Here is a 14467-nt window from a genome sequence, read left to right as displayed (position 1 = left end):
CGCCATGGACCTGGATAGCATTCTTAACAAGATGGTGGAGCAAGAGGCCTCGGATCTCTATTTATCCATTGGCATGCCACCTAGTGCTAAGGTAACTGGGCAGCTCAAAGCGCTGTTGCCGGAGAAGCTGATGGTGGATGACCTAATGTCGCTGGTTGAGAGCATGCGCAGCCCCGAGCAGATGGTGGAGTTTCGCAAAACCCGCGAAGCCAACTTTGCCATCTCCCGCCGTGGCCTTGGGCGGTTTAGGGTCAGTGCCTTTTGGCAGCGCGAGCAGCCCAGTGTGGTGATCCGCCGGATTGCCACCGAGATCCCCACCTTTGAGGAGCTGCACTTGCCGGAGATCCTCAAAGAGCTGGGCATGGCTAAACGTGGCTTGATCCTGTTTGTGGGGGCCACCGGGGCGGGTAAGTCCACCTCGCAGGCGACCATGATCGATTATCGCAATCGCAACTCCACCGGGCATATTCTCACCATCGAAGATCCGGTGGAGTATCTGCACCGCCATCGCGGCTGTATCGTCAATCAGCGTGAAGTGGGGGTGGATACCCTGTCCTTTGACGAGGCCTTGAAGAACTCCTTGCGACAAGCGCCGGATGTGATCCTAATTGGCGAGATCCGCACCCGTGAGACCATGGAGATCGCCTTGCAGTTCTCCGAAACCGGTCATTTGTGTATGGCCACCTTGCATGCCAACAACGCCAACCAAGCGATCGAGCGGATCATGCACTTGGTGCCCGAAGAGCGCCACCGCCAGCTATGTTTCGATCTGGCCTACAACCTACGAGCAATCATTGCCCAGCAACTGGTGCCAACCAAAGATGGAAGGTCGCGACGCGGGGTATTTGAGATACTGCTGAATAGCCCCTTGGTTGCAGATCATATCCGTAAAGGCGATATGCATAAGTTAAAAGAGCTAATGGCTAAGAGTCGTGAGCTTGGCATGGTAACCTTTGACCAAAGCCTATTTGAGCTCTACGACGAAGGGCATATCGGTTACGAGGAAGCCCTTGCCCATGCCGACTCTGCCAATGACTTGCGCTTGATGATAAAACTAAACAGTAAACGTAACCCATCGGCAGGTAGTAGTGGGCTGGATGGGGTTACCATCGATTATTAGATGCCGTCCCGAAGCGGCCAACTAAGCGGCCCACTGGGCAATGTTACGCAACTCTGAGATTTAACTTCGCCTGTGTTAGGCGGGAAACGAAAGGAACAGCCATGCTAGCAGTGATCTCTCCTGCCAAAACCCTCGACTATCAAACCCCGGTACCTACCGAGCAGTTCGGTCAGCCTGCGCTGCTTGACCATAGCGCAGAGCTTATCGAAATCGCCCGGCAAATGAGCCCGTCGGATATCGCCAGCCAGATGAAGATCAGCGACAAGCTGGCCGGGCTAAATGCGGCGCGTTTTGCCGAGTGGCAGCCGGAGTTTGATTTGGAGAATGCGCGTCAGGCGCTGTTTGCGTTTAAGGGCGATGTCTATGCCGGTTTGGATGCGTTTAGCCTGGAGCAGCCGCAACTGGTTTTTGCCGAGCAACATCTGCGCATCCTAAGTGGCCTTTACGGGGTGCTGCGTCCGCTCGATTTGATGATGGCCTACCGCTTGGAGATGGGTATTAAGCTGGCTAACCCGCGCGGTGCTAACCTGTATGCGTTTTGGGGCGAGCTGATTACCGAGCAGCTCAACCAAGCACTGGCGGCCCAGGGCGATAACGTGCTGGTGAATCTGGCATCCAACGAATACTTCAAAGCGGTGAAGGCTAACAAGCTCGATGGCAAGATCATCACCCCGGTGTTCAAAGACTGTAAGAATGGCCAATACAAGATCATCAGCTTCTACGCCAAGAAAGCCCGTGGTCTGATGGTCCGTTATATGCTGAATAAGCAAGTGAGCGAACCCGCTCAGTTGTGTGAGTTTGACTATCAGGGCTACCGCTTCGATGAGGCCAGTTCCAGCGATAGTGAGCTGGTATTCCTGCGCGAAGAGAACGCGGCCTAGTCTCCCAGTGATAGCTGTTCGTTTTGTTGCTTAACCCAGTGCCCGGCGGTTCTGGGTTAAGTTCTAACACTTAACCACCTACCAACATTTTCTACCACTCTTTCACCGATATCCCTGCAAAGTACCTACTTTTTGACCAAATAGACAAATGACCCGTGCTAGTTTGGGATGGCGACATTTCAATAAAAGGAGGGAATGGGATGTTGAGTAAACTGATGCCATCGTTACTGATGATGGGGGCTTTGTCTGCCCCGGCGTTAGCATTTCACGAACAGCTAGCATTTTACGAACAGATAGAGGAGCTACCCAGCCTGCCATCTTGTGAGCAGAATGTTGAGGACTGTTATCAGACCATGAAGCAGCAACTGGCCATGCAGCAGTTTGAGATTGCCCAGCTCAAGCTTGAGCGGGAAGATTACTATATGCGCTTGTGGGAGCTGAGTATCAGCATTAATTCGCTAAACAGTCTGTTGGATCGGGACGACCATCAGGCCTTGTGGGATAGCTTGGATAAGACGGTGATCCGCCGCGCGCTGATAGACCCAATCGACTAGCTGTCATTCATCAGGAGTTGGCTGGCTGGGGCTAGCGCCCCAGCCAAGCGGTTTAACCTTTGGCTTTTTTCGCTGCCTTTTTAGCGCGGCCTTTCGCACGCTTCTTGGCGACTCGGCGCTCGGCGGTGGTTTTCGGCTTTTTCTTCTTAACCGACGCTTTGGCGACGCGATGCTGCGGGCGCAGGCTGTCGATCACTCGGCGCTTGATGGGCTCATCGGTGTAGCGCTCAATCTTGCCCAGCAGGTTGATATCGTGGGCTTCCACCAGGTTGATTGCCCAACCTTTGCGGCCGCCACGGGCGGTACGGCCAATGCGGTGCACGTACACGTCTGGCGTGCGCGGCAGATCGTAGTTAAACACGTGGCTGATCTCAGGCACATCAAGACCGCGCGCCGCCACATCGGTGGCCACTAATACCTTTACTTCGCCATCGCGGAAGCGTTGCAGCGCTTCGTTTCGCTTTTCTTGCGCCATTTCGCCACGCAGGTAGGCGGCATGGATCTCATCACCCTGAAGCTGTTCGACCAGCTCAAACAGGCGCTCGCGGGTTTTAACGAATACGATGCAGCGCTCAATGCCGGCGTCTTCATCTTGAAGGTAGTGGCGTAGCAGTTGGTACTTGTGCTTGGCATCGTCACAGAAGTGCAGGGTTTGCATGATCTTGCCGCGCTCACGGCGTGGTGGATCCACTTCGATCTCATCTGGCTCTTCCATTACCTGAGCGGCGAAGCGCTGCAGGCCCTTGCCTTCTAGGGTGGCAGAGAACAGTGCGGTTTGGCTGCGCTCACTGGTCTTGTCGCTGATCGCTTCCATATCACCGATAAAGCCCATATCCAGCATGCGGTCGGCTTCGTCGAGGATCAGCCATTCAATCGCTTGGCAGTCAAATACCTTGTACTTGATGTACTCCATCAAACGGCCGGGGGTAGCGATCACGATATCGACATTGCCTTTAAGCTGCTCGGCATGTTCTTCGTAGCTCATGCCGCCAGTGATATCGATGGTGGTGATATGGGTGTATTGGGTGGCCAGACGCGCCTGTTCAGCAACCTGTACTGCCAACTCGCGGGTCGGGGTTAGCACCAGAATGCGGCCCGGTCCGGCCTTGCGGCGTGGGAAATCGATTAAGTGCTGAATTGCCGGCAGCAGAAAGGCCAGTGTTTTACCGGTACCGGTGGGAGCAGATGCCAGAACATCCCGCCCGTCCAACAGGCTGGGAATGCAGCGTTGCTGGATAGTGGTCGCCTTGGTGAGTTGCATTTCTTCAAGGGCTTGCAAGAGGGCAGGTTCGAGATCGAGTTCTTCAAAGGTCATGGTCATCTACTCGCGCTGACTTGCAGCGCCGATATTAGTCAATTAAATTCGCCGGGATAGTATAGCTGTAGTTAGGTACAAGCAAGTAATGACCAAACATTCTACACGTAAAGGTTTCACCTTTAAGCAGTTCCACGTCGCCCATGACCGCTGCGCCATGAAAGTGGGCACCGATGGGGTGTTGCTTGGCGCTTGGGCACAGCCGGGTGATGCTAAGCGAATATTGGATGTGGGCTGTGGCAGTGGCTTGGTAGCGCTGATGCTGGCTCAGCGTAGTGGGCTGGGCGTGCATATCGATGCGCTGGACATTGAGGCGGACGCCTGCCAACAAGCGCGTGAGAATGTGGCGCATAGCCCGTGGCCCAATCGAGTGGCTGTGCATCACTGTGCTTTGCAGCAGCATCAGGCGGTCGAGGACTATGACTTAGTGGTCTCCAACCCGCCATATTTCCCGGCCGGCCAGCAGTTTGATGCTAAACGCATGTTGGCGCGCCACAGCAACCAATTATCGGCTGCTAGTTTTTTTGACAGCTTGAGCGCACTCACCCATAAAGGCTCGCGAGTGTGTCTGGTGCTGCCAAGTGATGTGGCGCGGCTATGGCTGGCACAAGCTCAGCAGCACGGTTGGTGGCTCGGTCTGCGCCTCAATGTTGTGACCAAAGCCGGTAAACCCGCAACCCGCAGTTTACTGGAGTTGTTGCCCCGGCCTGTCGAACAAGCGCTCGCGCAAACATTACTGGTGCATGGTGATGAAGGGGCCTACAGCGAGCAGTTCAGGAATTTGACCAAAGATTATTATCTAAACTTTTAATCTGTATTTTTATCATATGGCCAAGTTTTGGCCTGTGATTTGCTTTAAGCGAGGTGATTCATTTTTTTGACGTGCTAGCTTAAAGGAAATACTGATGTTCTGTCGCCTGATTACGTTGTTAGTGGCGCTATCCTTCCCGCTGTTGTTCACTGGCTGTAGTACTACCTCAAGCGTTGATGCAAGCGTGCGCAGTGCTACCCCGATGTTAAACCCACACACCACCGCTACCGGCGCGAAAGCGTGGCGCTGGGTAGACCAAGAGCTGCAACTGAAAAACTACCATGCGCTTAAGTTACATCCGCTGCGCACTGTACCGTTGTTTGAGTATCAAGATCCGGTGCTACCGGTACTGCTCGATGAAATGGGTCGGCGAGTTGATCAGCTGTTACAAGCTGGTGCCATGCATGCAGATATTCCCTTACTAGCACCTGAGCAACATCAAAAGCAGGCTGGGGTGTTGGAGGTGTATACCTCGCTCTCATTGATCGAGCTGGAAGATCTCGGCACTAGCGGTGAAGCCGAGATGCTTGAGAACTGGTTTGCTGAAGATGCCTTGGATGGCGAGCCGCGAGAGCCGGAATTTTTGCTAGTGCTGGAATATCAGGTGCTGGATGCCCAGCGCGGTGAGCTGGTCAGCAGCGGTTTGCGTCAGATGGTGCACTATCACAGCGATAATCAAGCAGACGATGCCAGCCAGTTGGAGCAGGCCCTTAGCATCTATGCTGTTGATTTGTTTAGCGAGTTTGAAAGACTATCGGCTGCATTCAGCTCTTGATGATGTAAAGATGATGTAAAGATGATGGTAGGGCGTCGTTAGATCCCCACCATCAGCCTCTCTGGATATTGATCTTTCAATAGACATAAAAACTGCTATACACCCCTCAAATAGGCATCTGTCCGGGTTCTAATTGCATATTGCTTGTTATATAGTCACGCCTCTCAAATTTTAAGAAAATAACACTGAGCAAACACTGCGAGGATTTATCGTGACCAAACAACTCGGTCTATGGAATACCATCAGCTTAGGCTTGATGGTTTTATGCTTTTTTTTAGGGGCGGGTAACCTGATTTTCCCACCCATTGCGGGCCTGATGGCTGGCGATAACTTGGCGCTGGCCGTTATCGGCTTCCTGGTTACCGCAGTGGGTCTGCCATTGGCGGGTCTGCTGGCGCTGGCAAAGACCGGCGGTGGTTTGATGGATCTGGGTCGTCACCTGCCTAAATGGGCATCGAAGGCGATCGCGATGGCGATCTACCTGGTGCTGGTTCCCCTATTCGGTATTCCTCGTACCTGCTTGGTGGCCTATGAGCTAGGCTTCGCGCCTTACTTTGACGAACCCGGCCAGCTGATCTTGTTTGCCTACTCACTGTTCTACTTCCTGGCGGCGATGTTCTTTGTACTGCGTCCGGGCAAGCTGATTGATTCCATGGGTAAGGTGCTGATGCCGACTCTGGCTATCTGTATTGCCTTCCTGGGCTTTCAGGTATTCCAAACGCCATTTGCTGAGATTGCGGTAGCCCAAGGCGACTACGCCAGCATGCCGTTCGGCGTTGGCTTTATCGAAGGCTACAACACCATGGATGCGCTGGCAGCGTTGATGTTCGGTATCTTGATGGTGGATGCGCTAAAAGCTAAGGGCGTAACTGACCGTAACGATCAGTTTAAGTACATGGCCAAGGCCAGCTTGGTGGCAGCCACCGGTTTGACCTTGTTCTACCTCGTGCTGTTCTACCTGGGCGCAACCGCAACCGGCGTGGCGTCAGAAGGTGCTAGCGGAGGTCAGATTTTTGTGGCTTATATTGCAGCGCTGTTCGGTAAAGAAGGCCAGTACCTATTAACCGCTATCGTAACTTTGGCCTGTTTCAGTACTGCGGTGGGCGGTATCTCTTCGTTCACTGCCTACATCAGCTCAACCTTTAAGACCAGCTACAACGCTGTGGCATGGGGCTGTGCAGTGTTCTGTATTGCAGTTGCTAATATCGGTCTGGATAACCTGCTGACGGTATCGATTCCGGTGCTGGTGGGTATCTACCCAGTAGCCATGGCGCTAATTGCCTACAACCTGATTGCTGAGCGCTTTAATCGTCCAGAGCAGGCAGCTGGCATGATCATCGGCGTGGCGGCGCTGTTCGGTCTGTTCGATGGACTGCGTGCTGCGGGCTTGGACCTGAAGGTGCTGAACTTCCTTCCGGGCTTTGAGCAAGGCTTTGCTTGGGTATTGCCTACTCTGGCGGCGATGGTGGTAAGCCTGTTGGCTCGTCCAGCCAAAGCGCTGGCTGAGGAAGCGGCATAAGCGCTTGCTTGACGATTGATTGAAATGAACAAAGACGGCCTAGGCCGCCTTTGTTGTATCTGCAGAGTAACTATTGCTTAACTGGCGCTGCTCAGCTCGGTCAGCTCCTGTTTTAGCTGATCACACCAATCGGCGATGCGCTGGTCGCTGCGCTCGTATTGGTTCTCATCGTCCAGCGCTAGACCATAGAAGAATTGACCGTCTTCGGTGAGCGCCTTTGAGGCTTCAAACTCATAGCCTTGGTTGGGCCAAAAGCCGATAAAATTCGCCCCCGACGGCGCCAGCTTTTCGAACAGCATACCCAGCGCATCGAGGAACCACTCGGTGTAGCCTACCTGATCGCCAAGGCCAAATAAGGCAATGGTTTTATTGCTGAAATCGAGCTGTTCCAGATTCTCCCAAACCGCTTCCCAATCTTCCTGGAGTTCGCCATAATCCCAGGTAGAGATCCCCAGAATCAAGACTGGATAGTGTTGCATCTGCTCTGGCTCGACCTCCTTAATGTTATGGATGCTGACAAGATCGTCGCCAAACTGAGCCTGGATCTTTTCTGCTGCCATCTCGGTGTAGCAGGTGGATGAGCCGTAAAACAGACCAATAGACACTGATTGTCCCTCGTATCGAAGTTGCGAGCGGGCAGTGTAACATTATCTCTGTCCCTACAACGAGATTGGACATGAGCCAACAACCTAAGTTTGCAACCAACCTGCGTGCCATCGACCTGTTTATCGAACAGCTTTGGCTGGAACGCGGCTTGGCTGAAAATACCCTCAGTAGCTACCGCAACGACCTTAACGCACTAGCGTTGTTTTTAGAGAAACGGCGGGTTGAGCTGGTGGCCGCCAGCTTTGAAGACCTGCAAGATTTTGTCGAATGGCGCTATCAACAGCAGCAAAAGCCGAGCAGCGCCGCTCGCCAGCTCTCCTCGATGCGTCGCTTCTATCAATCGCTGATTGCCGCGAAAAAGCGCGATGACGATCCTACCGCCTTACTCGCCCAGCCCAAACAAGCCAAGCGCCTGCCCAAGACCTTAAGCGAGCAGCAGGTCGAGCAGCTACTCAGTGAGCCGGACCTGGAACTGCCCATCGAGCACCGCGATCGCGCCATGCTGGAGGTGCTGTACGCCACTGGCCTGCGGGTGAGCGAGCTGGTGGGGCTGCAACTGGAGCAGCTAAACCTGCGCCAAGGCTTGGTGCGGGTAGTGGGGAAAGGCGGCAAAGAGCGGCTGGTGCCACTGGGCGAGCATGCACTTGATTGTGTTGAACGCTACTATCGGCAGGCGCGGCCGCTGCTGCTAAAAGGCGAGAGTGATGTGGTCTTCCCCAGCAGTCGCGGGCGGCAAATGACCCGCCAGACCTTCTGGCACCGTATCAAGCACTATGCCCAGCGGGTGGGGATCCCCGGTGACGATCTCTCGCCCCACACCTTGCGCCATGCCTTTGCCACTCACTTGCTCAGCCATGGGGCCGACCTGCGGGTGGTACAGCTGTTGTTGGGTCATAGCGACCTGAGCACCACTCAGATCTATACCCATATTGCCAAGGAGCGTATGCAAGAGGTGTATATGCAGCATCACCCTCGTGCTTAAGCCTATGATTTGGGAGCGTTTCACAAACTTGAAGCGTGAAGGGTAGGCAAGACAACGACAGTGATTGCATTTGTTTGGCGCTAAGAGTAAGTTTTTCCCAAGTTCCCCGGTCGGTAGTAAGGCCTGATGAACTATCGGTTCATACAGGACTCTATGATTGGGTCCCCTTCTATACGCTGGAGTTAGAATGAAAATGATTAAAGGCTTGCTAGCCGTGCTCGCCCTGAGCGTCACCGTTGGCACCGCTAATGCTGCCGATGCTGCCGATGATGCCGAGCTCGAGGCGCTGAGAACCACACTGGAAGCGCGCTTGGGCGGGCAGGTAGATGAACTGAGTCCATCGCCCATCGACGGGCTTTATCAGATCAAGGCGGGCGCCATGGTGCTTTACGTTAGCGCCGATGGTAACTATCTGGTGCAAGGGCAAATGTTTGACTTGGTTAATCAAGTGAATCTGACCGAGCAAGCCATGAATGGCGACCGCGCCGCCCTGCTGGCGCCCTTCGCCGATGATGTTATCGAATACAAAGCCGATGATGAGAAATACGTGATTACGGTGTTTACCGACACCACCTGCGGCTACTGCCAGTTGCTGCACAGTCAGCTGCGTGAATACGAGCATGTTGACCAGGAAACCAAGGTGAAGTCGATGCAAAAAGGCTACAATGACCTTGGTATTACCGTGCGTTACTTGGCCTTCCCGCGCCATGGCCTGAACTCGCCATCACACAAAACCCTGAGCAATATCTGGTGTGCTGAAGACCCATTGGATGCCATGACTCGCGCCAAGAACCGCCAGTCAGTGCCGAATGCCAGCTGCGACGACAACGTTGCCGCCCAGTACGAGCTAGGACAGCAGCTGGGAATTCGTGGTACGCCTGCAATGATCCTGGAAGATGGCACCATGCTGCCGGGCTATCGCGCGCCAGCAGATCTACTGAAGATGCTGCAGCAAGGTTAGGCACTGCCCACTCCCTAGCTTGTGACACAATCAAGTAGCCCGCGCTGTTGACCTGCACCGCGGGCTGCTGCTATTAATCCCTGCTGAAAGACCCTGTTCGCCCATTCCTGACTGAGATTGCTATGCCTGAAATATGCCGCCGCCCGATGGCCGATGTATCCCATCTCCCTGCCGATATGCCCGATTTGCTCAAGCAGATCTATGCCCGTAGGGGAGTGAGTGACCTGGCGCAGCTGGAACGGGGCGCTCAAGCCATGCTGCCCTACAACCAGTTGAGTGGGGTCGAAGGGGCGGTGGAGCTGCTGCTGGATGCGCTTGCCAAGCAGCTTAAGATCTTGATCGTTGGCGACTTCGATGCCGACGGTGCCACCTCTAGTGCACTGCTTACCTCTGGTCTGCCGCAGTTTGGCTTCCAGCAGGTGGAGTTTCTGGTACCGAACCGCTTCGAGTATGGCTATGGCCTAAGCCCAGAGATTGTCGAGTTAGCTGCCGCCAAAGGGGCGCAGCTGATTATCACGGTAGACAATGGGATCTCCAGTATCAGTGGGGTGGAGCGGGCCACTGCGCTGGGCATTCCAGTGCTGGTCACCGACCACCACTTACCGGGTGAACAGCTACCCAAAGCAGCCGCCATCGTTAACCCCAACCTCAATGACTGTGGCTTCCCTAGCAAGAACCTGGCAGGCGTAGGGGTGGCCTTTTACTTGTTGGTGGCGCTGCGTGCTGAGATGCGTAAACGTAATCTGTTCGCTCAGCTACAACAGGCCGAACCCAACCTTGGCAACCTCTTGGATTTAGTGGCACTGGGGACGGTGGCCGATGTGGTGCCATTGGATAGCAACAACCGCATTCTGGTGCATCAGGGGCTACAGCGGATCCGCGCCGGTGCCTGTCGCCCCGGTATTCAAGCGTTGATTGAGGTGGCTAAGCGCCAGCAGTCGCGAATGGTGGCCAGTGACCTTGGCTTCGCCATCGGCCCGCGTCTGAATGCTGTGGGTCGCCTCGATGATATGAGTCTGGGGATCGAGTGCCTGATTACCCAAGATATCAACCATGCCCGTCGCTTGGCCTCGGAGATGGATGCGCTGAATGTTGAGCGTAAAGAGATTGAGCTGAGCATGCAGCAAGAAGCAGAAGCGGCGGTTGAAGCGCTCAGCCTCGACCAACAAAGCCTGCCACTGGCCTTGAGCCTATATCGACCTGATTGGCACCAAGGGGTGGTGGGCTTGGTAGCCTCGCGTATTAAAGAGCGCTTCTATCGTCCGGTGTTCGCTTTTGCCCAAGCCGACAATGGCGAGCTAAAGGGCTCGGGGCGCTCCATTCCCGGGGTGCACCTGCGCGATATGCTGGAGCGCCTTGACACCACCCATCCGGGGCTATTGCTGAAGTATGGCGGTCACGCCATGGCCGCAGGCTTGTCGATCCCCGAGGCGCGCTTTGACGAGTTTAAAGAGAAGCTATCGGCCTTGGCAGAGCAGTGGATCGAACAAGAGCAGCTAACCCACACCCTACTAAGCGACGGCGAGCTGGACGAGCAATACCTTAACCTCGACTTCGCCCAACTGCTGAGAGAGGCAGGTCCTTGGGGGCAGGCCTTCCCCGAGCCGCTGTTCGATGGGGTGTTTGAGTTGTGCTCGCAGCGAGTGGTGGGAGAGCGCCACCTTAAGCTAAGCCTACGGCCGCAAACCGGTGGGCCAGAGCTGGATGCGATTGCCTTTAATGTCGATCGGGCCCGCTGGCCGGATGCTTCAATTCGCTGGGTACATATCGCCTACAAGCTGGATGTGAATGAGTTCCGTGGTCGTCGCAGTGTCCAGCTGATGGTGGAGAATCTGGAGCCTCGCTAACACTGTGTCCTCACTAGCACTGGGGCCGGCTCTGCAAACACTTCGCAAGTTTCGGGTCGATGCTGCCCTTTTATGCCTCTAGGATGAGGGCAAATGATAGGTTAATGGAAGTAATATGGAACTAGCTAGTGCACTGCGCCTGCTGCTGTTAGCGGCAATTTGGGGCTCTTCGTTTATGTTTATGCGCATCGCCGCTCCGGTGATGGGCGCGGTGTGGCTGTTCGAGTTTCGAGTACTGTTTGCTGCTCTGTTTCTGGCGGTTGTGAGTAGCCTACTGAAAGGACGGCTAGAGTTAGCCAAGCACTGGCGCGCCTATCTCACCTTGGGCGCAATGAACACGGCTTTCCCCTTCGTGTTGCTGGCCTACGCTGCGCTCACCTTGCCAGCATCAATTCTGTCCATTCTCAATGCCAGCGCGCCGCTGTGGGGCGCGTTGATCGCCGCTGTATTCTTGGGGCAGCGCTTGAGCGCCCGCGCATTGCTGGGTATGTTGCTGGGGGTGACTGGCGTCTCCATCTTAGTCGGCGGCGAGTTTCAACAGGCTAGTCATGAGCAGTGGCTGGCCATTGCCGCCAGTTTAGCGGCGGCCTGTTGCTATGGCATCGCCAGTAATTACGCTAAGCGCCTGAGCGGTATCGCGCCGCTGGCCAATGCCCATGGCAGCATGTGGGGCGCCACCGTAATCTTATTGCCGCTGCTACTACTGTTTCCGATGCCCGAAGTGAGCTCACCGGGGATCTGGACCTCTGTGGTGGTATTGGGAGCGGTTTGTAGTGGCGTGGCTTACCTGTTGTATTTTCGCCTGATTGAGCAGGTGGGCGCTGCCTCGGCGCTTACCGTGACCTTTTTGATTCCGGTGTTCGGGGGGCTGTGGGGCAGCGTGTTCCTGGGTGAGGATCTATCTTGGTATAGTCTAGTGGGCAGCGTAGTAGTATTGCTGGGAACGGCTTTGGTGACGGGCTTCTCACCGCGTAAGCTGTGGCAAGCCCGTCGTAAGGCGTCGATTTAGTTACCTAGCATTTTGCTTTTCAGCTTGTCATCGGCCGGCTGCTCACCCAGCCAGATGGCGAACAGGGTTTGTGCAAAGTCGGCGCCTTCTACAGTGGTGAGCAGCTGTTGGTTTTTGTAGGCCAGCAGTTGGCCTTGGTCATTGGCGAACATCAGGAACTGATCGCCAATCTCAATCTTCTCATCGAACACGGCAACAAAGCTGTCGAGGCGTTCGCGTAGTGGCGCCATATTACCTGCAGAGGCCTTCTCAAAGCCCTCTTCGATGGTGTCGCGCATCCGCTCTGACGTAATTTTATTAGAAATGATATCCAGGCTGACTGCGACATTGTGTTCGCCAGAAAGCAGTTGGGTGGCGTTTAGCCCCGCCTGTTCTGCGTACAAAGAGCCGACGTATAGCTTGAAGAAAAACTTGCTGCGGATACCGCTACCGTAGTGCTGCAGCGAGTGTGATTCCACATCGAGTTGGGATTCCACCTGGACACCACCAACGGTAGTTTGGGCGCTCGCGGTAAAGCTCAGCAGCAATGAGAGTAGGGTAGCCTGAAGTAATCTTGTCATTGTTTTAGTCCATATTTTTAGGTGTTATTGCGTTACGCGTAGCGCCAATGGCAGCCTATTTGGCTGCGCCTTGGGCGGCATAGTTTGAGCCAACTGGATAGTTATTCTCAATGACAAACAGGATAGACCAGTTCCTAACATGCTGCTAAATGTGGAGATTTGGTGAAATAATCGCCAGTAAAGCAGGCTGAGAGCCAGCCTGCCAGTAATAGCAATACTTGGTGCATCGCTCGAGGATTAGCTGCGTTTGATACGCACCACCTTCATGATTTCGAAGCCGAGGCCGCCAACCTGTTCTTCGCTGGGGTAGTAGCTTAGGTTGACCCGTTGGCCAGTTAGATTGCGGTAAGCATCGCGGCGCTTAAACACAAAGGGGACATCCACTCCCTCAATCATTAAACTGTGCCGAATCCACTCACCTTGCTGGCGCTGCTGATGAGAGACAACCTTGAGATTGTCACTATGACAAAGCTTAGCGTGTTTACTGAGTAGCTTGTCTGGGGTGGTTTTTACCATAGAACATAAACTCTAATACTTAGGGTTTTCTTGGTTAGATTGTAATTTAATTACATTTTTTTATTAAGCACTGCTTGCCAGTTTCAGCATGATATTTGGCAAATCGGTATTATCAGTTTCATTGCCGGGGCGATGTGCTAATGCTAATTCTGTAGGTGCTCGGCCTACTTGATTCGCATATTAACGAGGGTAACTAGATGGCTGAGGAGCTATTTGATAAACGGCTGTTACTAAAAATAGCGCGGCAGCAGATGCCGTTTGGTAAGTACGCAGGTAAGCAGTTGATTCTACTGCCCGAAGAGTACCTGCTTTGGTTTGCCAATGGCGATGGATTTCCGCCTGGAGAACTGGGGGAATTAATGGCGTTTACCCTTGAAATCAAAGTCGCTGGCCTGGAAAAATTGATTTATCCGCTGATGTCTAATTAATAAGATTAACAGTAATAGAACATAAATACTTTGCCTTTGCGCTCGGATTATGTAAGCTGTGGCCTGAGAGCTATATGTTAGCTTAAACAATTTGTCATGAAGACACATTAAGCTGCACTTGCTCTTGGGGCGACTAGGTTTTCACAACTAGGTCCAAGGAAAATTGCTTATGCACTGCTGTGGTACAGCATAGCTAAACTCTCGACGGGTAGTTGTTTTTGGCTAGATGTATGGAGTGTTGCCGAGCATACAAGGTTATAGATGCCATTAAGGCACCGGAATGAGATGAGAGGAAGCTGATGTCTGATCAGTTATTAAACGGAACCGTTAAGTGGTTTAACGACGAAAAAGGATTTGGTTTTATTGCGCAAGAGTCTGGTCCAGACGTGTTTGTACATTTTCGTGCAATCAACGGCACTGGGCGCCGCACCCTAGTTGAAGGGCAAGCGGTGACTTTCGAAGTCGTACAAGGCCAGAAAGGTCCTCAGGCTGACAATGTTAACATTGTTGCCTAATAGATAAGTTGCCAAACTTAGCGAAGCGCCGCCCTTTAGGGCGGCGTTTGCGTTTTCTAAGCTAGCAT

16 protein-coding genes are annotated in these 14467 nt (G+C 53.8%); 12 read left to right on the top strand and 4 right to left on the bottom strand.

What is annotated here, in order from left to right:
* Nucleotides 1-4: 4 nt before the first annotated feature.
* From G462_RS0103205 to G462_RS0103195, 3 genes are all read left to right on the top strand, one after another.
* Nucleotides 5-1120 (top strand): PilT/PilU family type 4a pilus ATPase, encoded by a 1116-nt coding sequence (locus G462_RS0103205; protein WP_026957705.1) that lies wholly within the window; start codon nt 5-7, stop codon nt 1118-1120.
* Nucleotides 1121-1221: 101 nt separating this feature from the next.
* The gene (gene yaaA, locus G462_RS0103200) at nt 1222-2001 is read left to right on the top strand and encodes a peroxide stress protein YaaA (protein ID WP_026957704.1); all 780 of its coding nucleotides are present in this window, start codon (nt 1222-1224) and stop codon (nt 1999-2001) included.
* Nucleotides 2002-2201: 200 nt separating this feature from the next.
* Nucleotides 2202-2555, top strand: coding sequence for a hypothetical protein (locus G462_RS0103195; protein WP_026957703.1), 354 nt, complete (start codon nt 2202-2204; stop codon nt 2553-2555).
* Between the two features lie 52 nt (nt 2556-2607).
* Here G462_RS0103195 and srmB read toward each other — a convergent pair whose 3' ends face one another.
* Nucleotides 2608-3870: an ATP-dependent RNA helicase SrmB gene (srmB, locus tag G462_RS0103190; protein ID WP_026957702.1), complete on the bottom strand. Its 1263-nt coding sequence runs from the start codon at nt 3868-3870 to the stop codon at nt 2608-2610.
* Between the two features lie 88 nt (nt 3871-3958).
* Between srmB and G462_RS0103185 the strand changes: the two genes are divergently transcribed.
* From G462_RS0103185 to brnQ, 3 genes are all read left to right on the top strand, one after another.
* Nucleotides 3959-4681: a tRNA1(Val) (adenine(37)-N6)-methyltransferase gene (locus G462_RS0103185; RefSeq protein ID WP_026957701.1), complete on the top strand. Its 723-nt coding sequence runs from the start codon at nt 3959-3961 to the stop codon at nt 4679-4681.
* 94 nt (nt 4682-4775) lie between these two features.
* A complete protein-coding gene (locus G462_RS0103180; protein ID WP_026957700.1) occupies nt 4776-5456 on the top strand; it encodes a DUF3313 domain-containing protein in 681 nt (226 codons plus the stop codon).
* Nucleotides 5457-5667: 211 nt separating this feature from the next.
* Nucleotides 5668-6975 (top strand): branched-chain amino acid transport system II carrier protein, encoded by a 1308-nt coding sequence (brnQ, locus tag G462_RS0103175; RefSeq protein WP_026957699.1) that lies wholly within the window; start codon nt 5668-5670, stop codon nt 6973-6975.
* A 77-nt stretch (nt 6976-7052) separates the two neighbouring features.
* Here the strand turns inward: brnQ and fldB are convergent, their stop codons facing one another.
* On the bottom strand, nt 7053-7580 hold the full coding sequence (fldB, locus tag G462_RS0103170; protein ID WP_026957698.1) for a flavodoxin FldB: 528 nt from the start codon (nt 7578-7580) through the stop codon (nt 7053-7055).
* A gap of 71 nt (nt 7581-7651) precedes the next feature.
* Between fldB and xerD the strand changes: the two genes are divergently transcribed.
* The 4 genes from xerD (at nt 7652) to G462_RS0103150 (ending at nt 12380) form a co-directional block, all read left to right on the top strand.
* Nucleotides 7652-8563 carry a site-specific tyrosine recombinase XerD gene (gene xerD / locus G462_RS0103165; RefSeq protein ID WP_026957697.1) on the top strand — a complete coding sequence of 304 codons (912 nt, stop codon included), beginning with the start codon at nt 7652-7654 and terminating at the stop codon, nt 8561-8563.
* Nucleotides 8564-8750: 187 nt separating this feature from the next.
* The gene (locus G462_RS0103160) at nt 8751-9524 is read left to right on the top strand and encodes a thioredoxin fold domain-containing protein (RefSeq protein WP_026957696.1); all 774 of its coding nucleotides are present in this window, start codon (nt 8751-8753) and stop codon (nt 9522-9524) included.
* A 122-nt stretch (nt 9525-9646) separates the two neighbouring features.
* Nucleotides 9647-11371, top strand: a complete 1725-nt coding sequence (gene recJ, locus G462_RS0103155) for a single-stranded-DNA-specific exonuclease RecJ (RefSeq protein ID WP_035476613.1) — start codon at nt 9647-9649, stop codon at nt 11369-11371.
* A gap of 115 nt (nt 11372-11486) precedes the next feature.
* Nucleotides 11487-12380, top strand: a complete 894-nt coding sequence (locus G462_RS0103150) for a DMT family transporter (RefSeq protein ID WP_026957694.1) — start codon at nt 11487-11489, stop codon at nt 12378-12380.
* Here G462_RS0103150 and G462_RS0103145 read toward each other — a convergent pair.
* Together G462_RS0103145 and G462_RS0103140 are read right to left on the bottom strand one after the other, a co-directional pair.
* Nucleotides 12377-12940 (bottom strand): chalcone isomerase family protein, encoded by a 564-nt coding sequence (locus G462_RS0103145; RefSeq protein ID WP_026957693.1) that lies wholly within the window; start codon nt 12938-12940, stop codon nt 12377-12379. The two genes, G462_RS0103150 and G462_RS0103145, sit on opposite strands and share 4 nt — an antisense overlap.
* 237 nt (nt 12941-13177) lie before the next feature.
* On the bottom strand, nt 13178-13456 hold the full coding sequence (locus G462_RS0103140) for a hypothetical protein (protein WP_026957692.1): 279 nt from the start codon (nt 13454-13456) through the stop codon (nt 13178-13180).
* A 197-nt stretch (nt 13457-13653) separates the two neighbouring features.
* Here G462_RS0103140 and G462_RS0103135 point away from each other — a divergent pair, with 197 nt between their 5' ends.
* Nucleotides 13654-13884 carry a DUF3820 family protein gene (locus G462_RS0103135; protein WP_026957691.1) on the top strand — a complete coding sequence of 77 codons (231 nt, stop codon included), beginning with the start codon at nt 13654-13656 and terminating at the stop codon, nt 13882-13884.
* Nucleotides 13885-14183: 299 nt separating this feature from the next.
* Nucleotides 14184-14399, top strand: a complete 216-nt coding sequence (locus tag G462_RS0103130) for a cold-shock protein (protein ID WP_026957690.1) — start codon at nt 14184-14186, stop codon at nt 14397-14399.
* Nucleotides 14400-14467 lie beyond the last annotated feature (68 nt).

Origin of the sequence: Aliagarivorans taiwanensis DSM 22990 (assembly GCF_000429505.1) — a bacterium.
GTDB classification, from domain to species: Bacteria; Pseudomonadota; Gammaproteobacteria; order Enterobacterales; family Celerinatantimonadaceae; genus Aliagarivorans; species Aliagarivorans taiwanensis.
The sequence above is the reverse complement of the archived record's forward strand: the minus strand, read 5'-3'. Positions and strand labels throughout refer to the sequence as shown.

Coding starts and splice junctions, on each gene's coding strand:
- xerD (WP_026957697.1), top strand. CDS start 7,652: ATGAGCCAACAACCTAAGTTTGCAACCAACCTGCGTGCCATCGACCTG.
- G462_RS0103160 (WP_026957696.1), top strand. CDS start 8,751: ATGAAAATGATTAAAGGCTTGCTAGCCGTGCTCGCCCTGAGCGTCACC.
- G462_RS0103185 (WP_026957701.1), top strand. CDS start 3,959: ATGACCAAACATTCTACACGTAAAGGTTTCACCTTTAAGCAGTTCCAC.
- G462_RS0103205 (WP_026957705.1), top strand. CDS start 5: ATGGACCTGGATAGCATTCTTAACAAGATGGTGGAGCAAGAGGCCTCG.
- G462_RS0103195 (WP_026957703.1), top strand. CDS start 2,202: ATGTTGAGTAAACTGATGCCATCGTTACTGATGATGGGGGCTTTGTCT.
- G462_RS0103140 (WP_026957692.1), bottom strand. CDS start 13,456: ATGGTAAAAACCACCCCAGACAAGCTACTCAGTAAACACGCTAAGCTT.
- G462_RS0103130 (WP_026957690.1), top strand. CDS start 14,184: ATGTCTGATCAGTTATTAAACGGAACCGTTAAGTGGTTTAACGACGAA.
- G462_RS0103135 (WP_026957691.1), top strand. CDS start 13,654: ATGGCTGAGGAGCTATTTGATAAACGGCTGTTACTAAAAATAGCGCGG.
- G462_RS0103150 (WP_026957694.1), top strand. CDS start 11,487: ATGGAACTAGCTAGTGCACTGCGCCTGCTGCTGTTAGCGGCAATTTGG.
- G462_RS0103180 (WP_026957700.1), top strand. CDS start 4,776: ATGTTCTGTCGCCTGATTACGTTGTTAGTGGCGCTATCCTTCCCGCTG.
- yaaA (WP_026957704.1), top strand. CDS start 1,222: ATGCTAGCAGTGATCTCTCCTGCCAAAACCCTCGACTATCAAACCCCG.
- G462_RS0103145 (WP_026957693.1), bottom strand. CDS start 12,940: ATGACAAGATTACTTCAGGCTACCCTACTCTCATTGCTGCTGAGCTTT.
- recJ (WP_035476613.1), top strand. CDS start 9,647: ATGCCTGAAATATGCCGCCGCCCGATGGCCGATGTATCCCATCTCCCT.
- srmB (WP_026957702.1), bottom strand. CDS start 3,870: ATGACCTTTGAAGAACTCGATCTCGAACCTGCCCTCTTGCAAGCCCTT.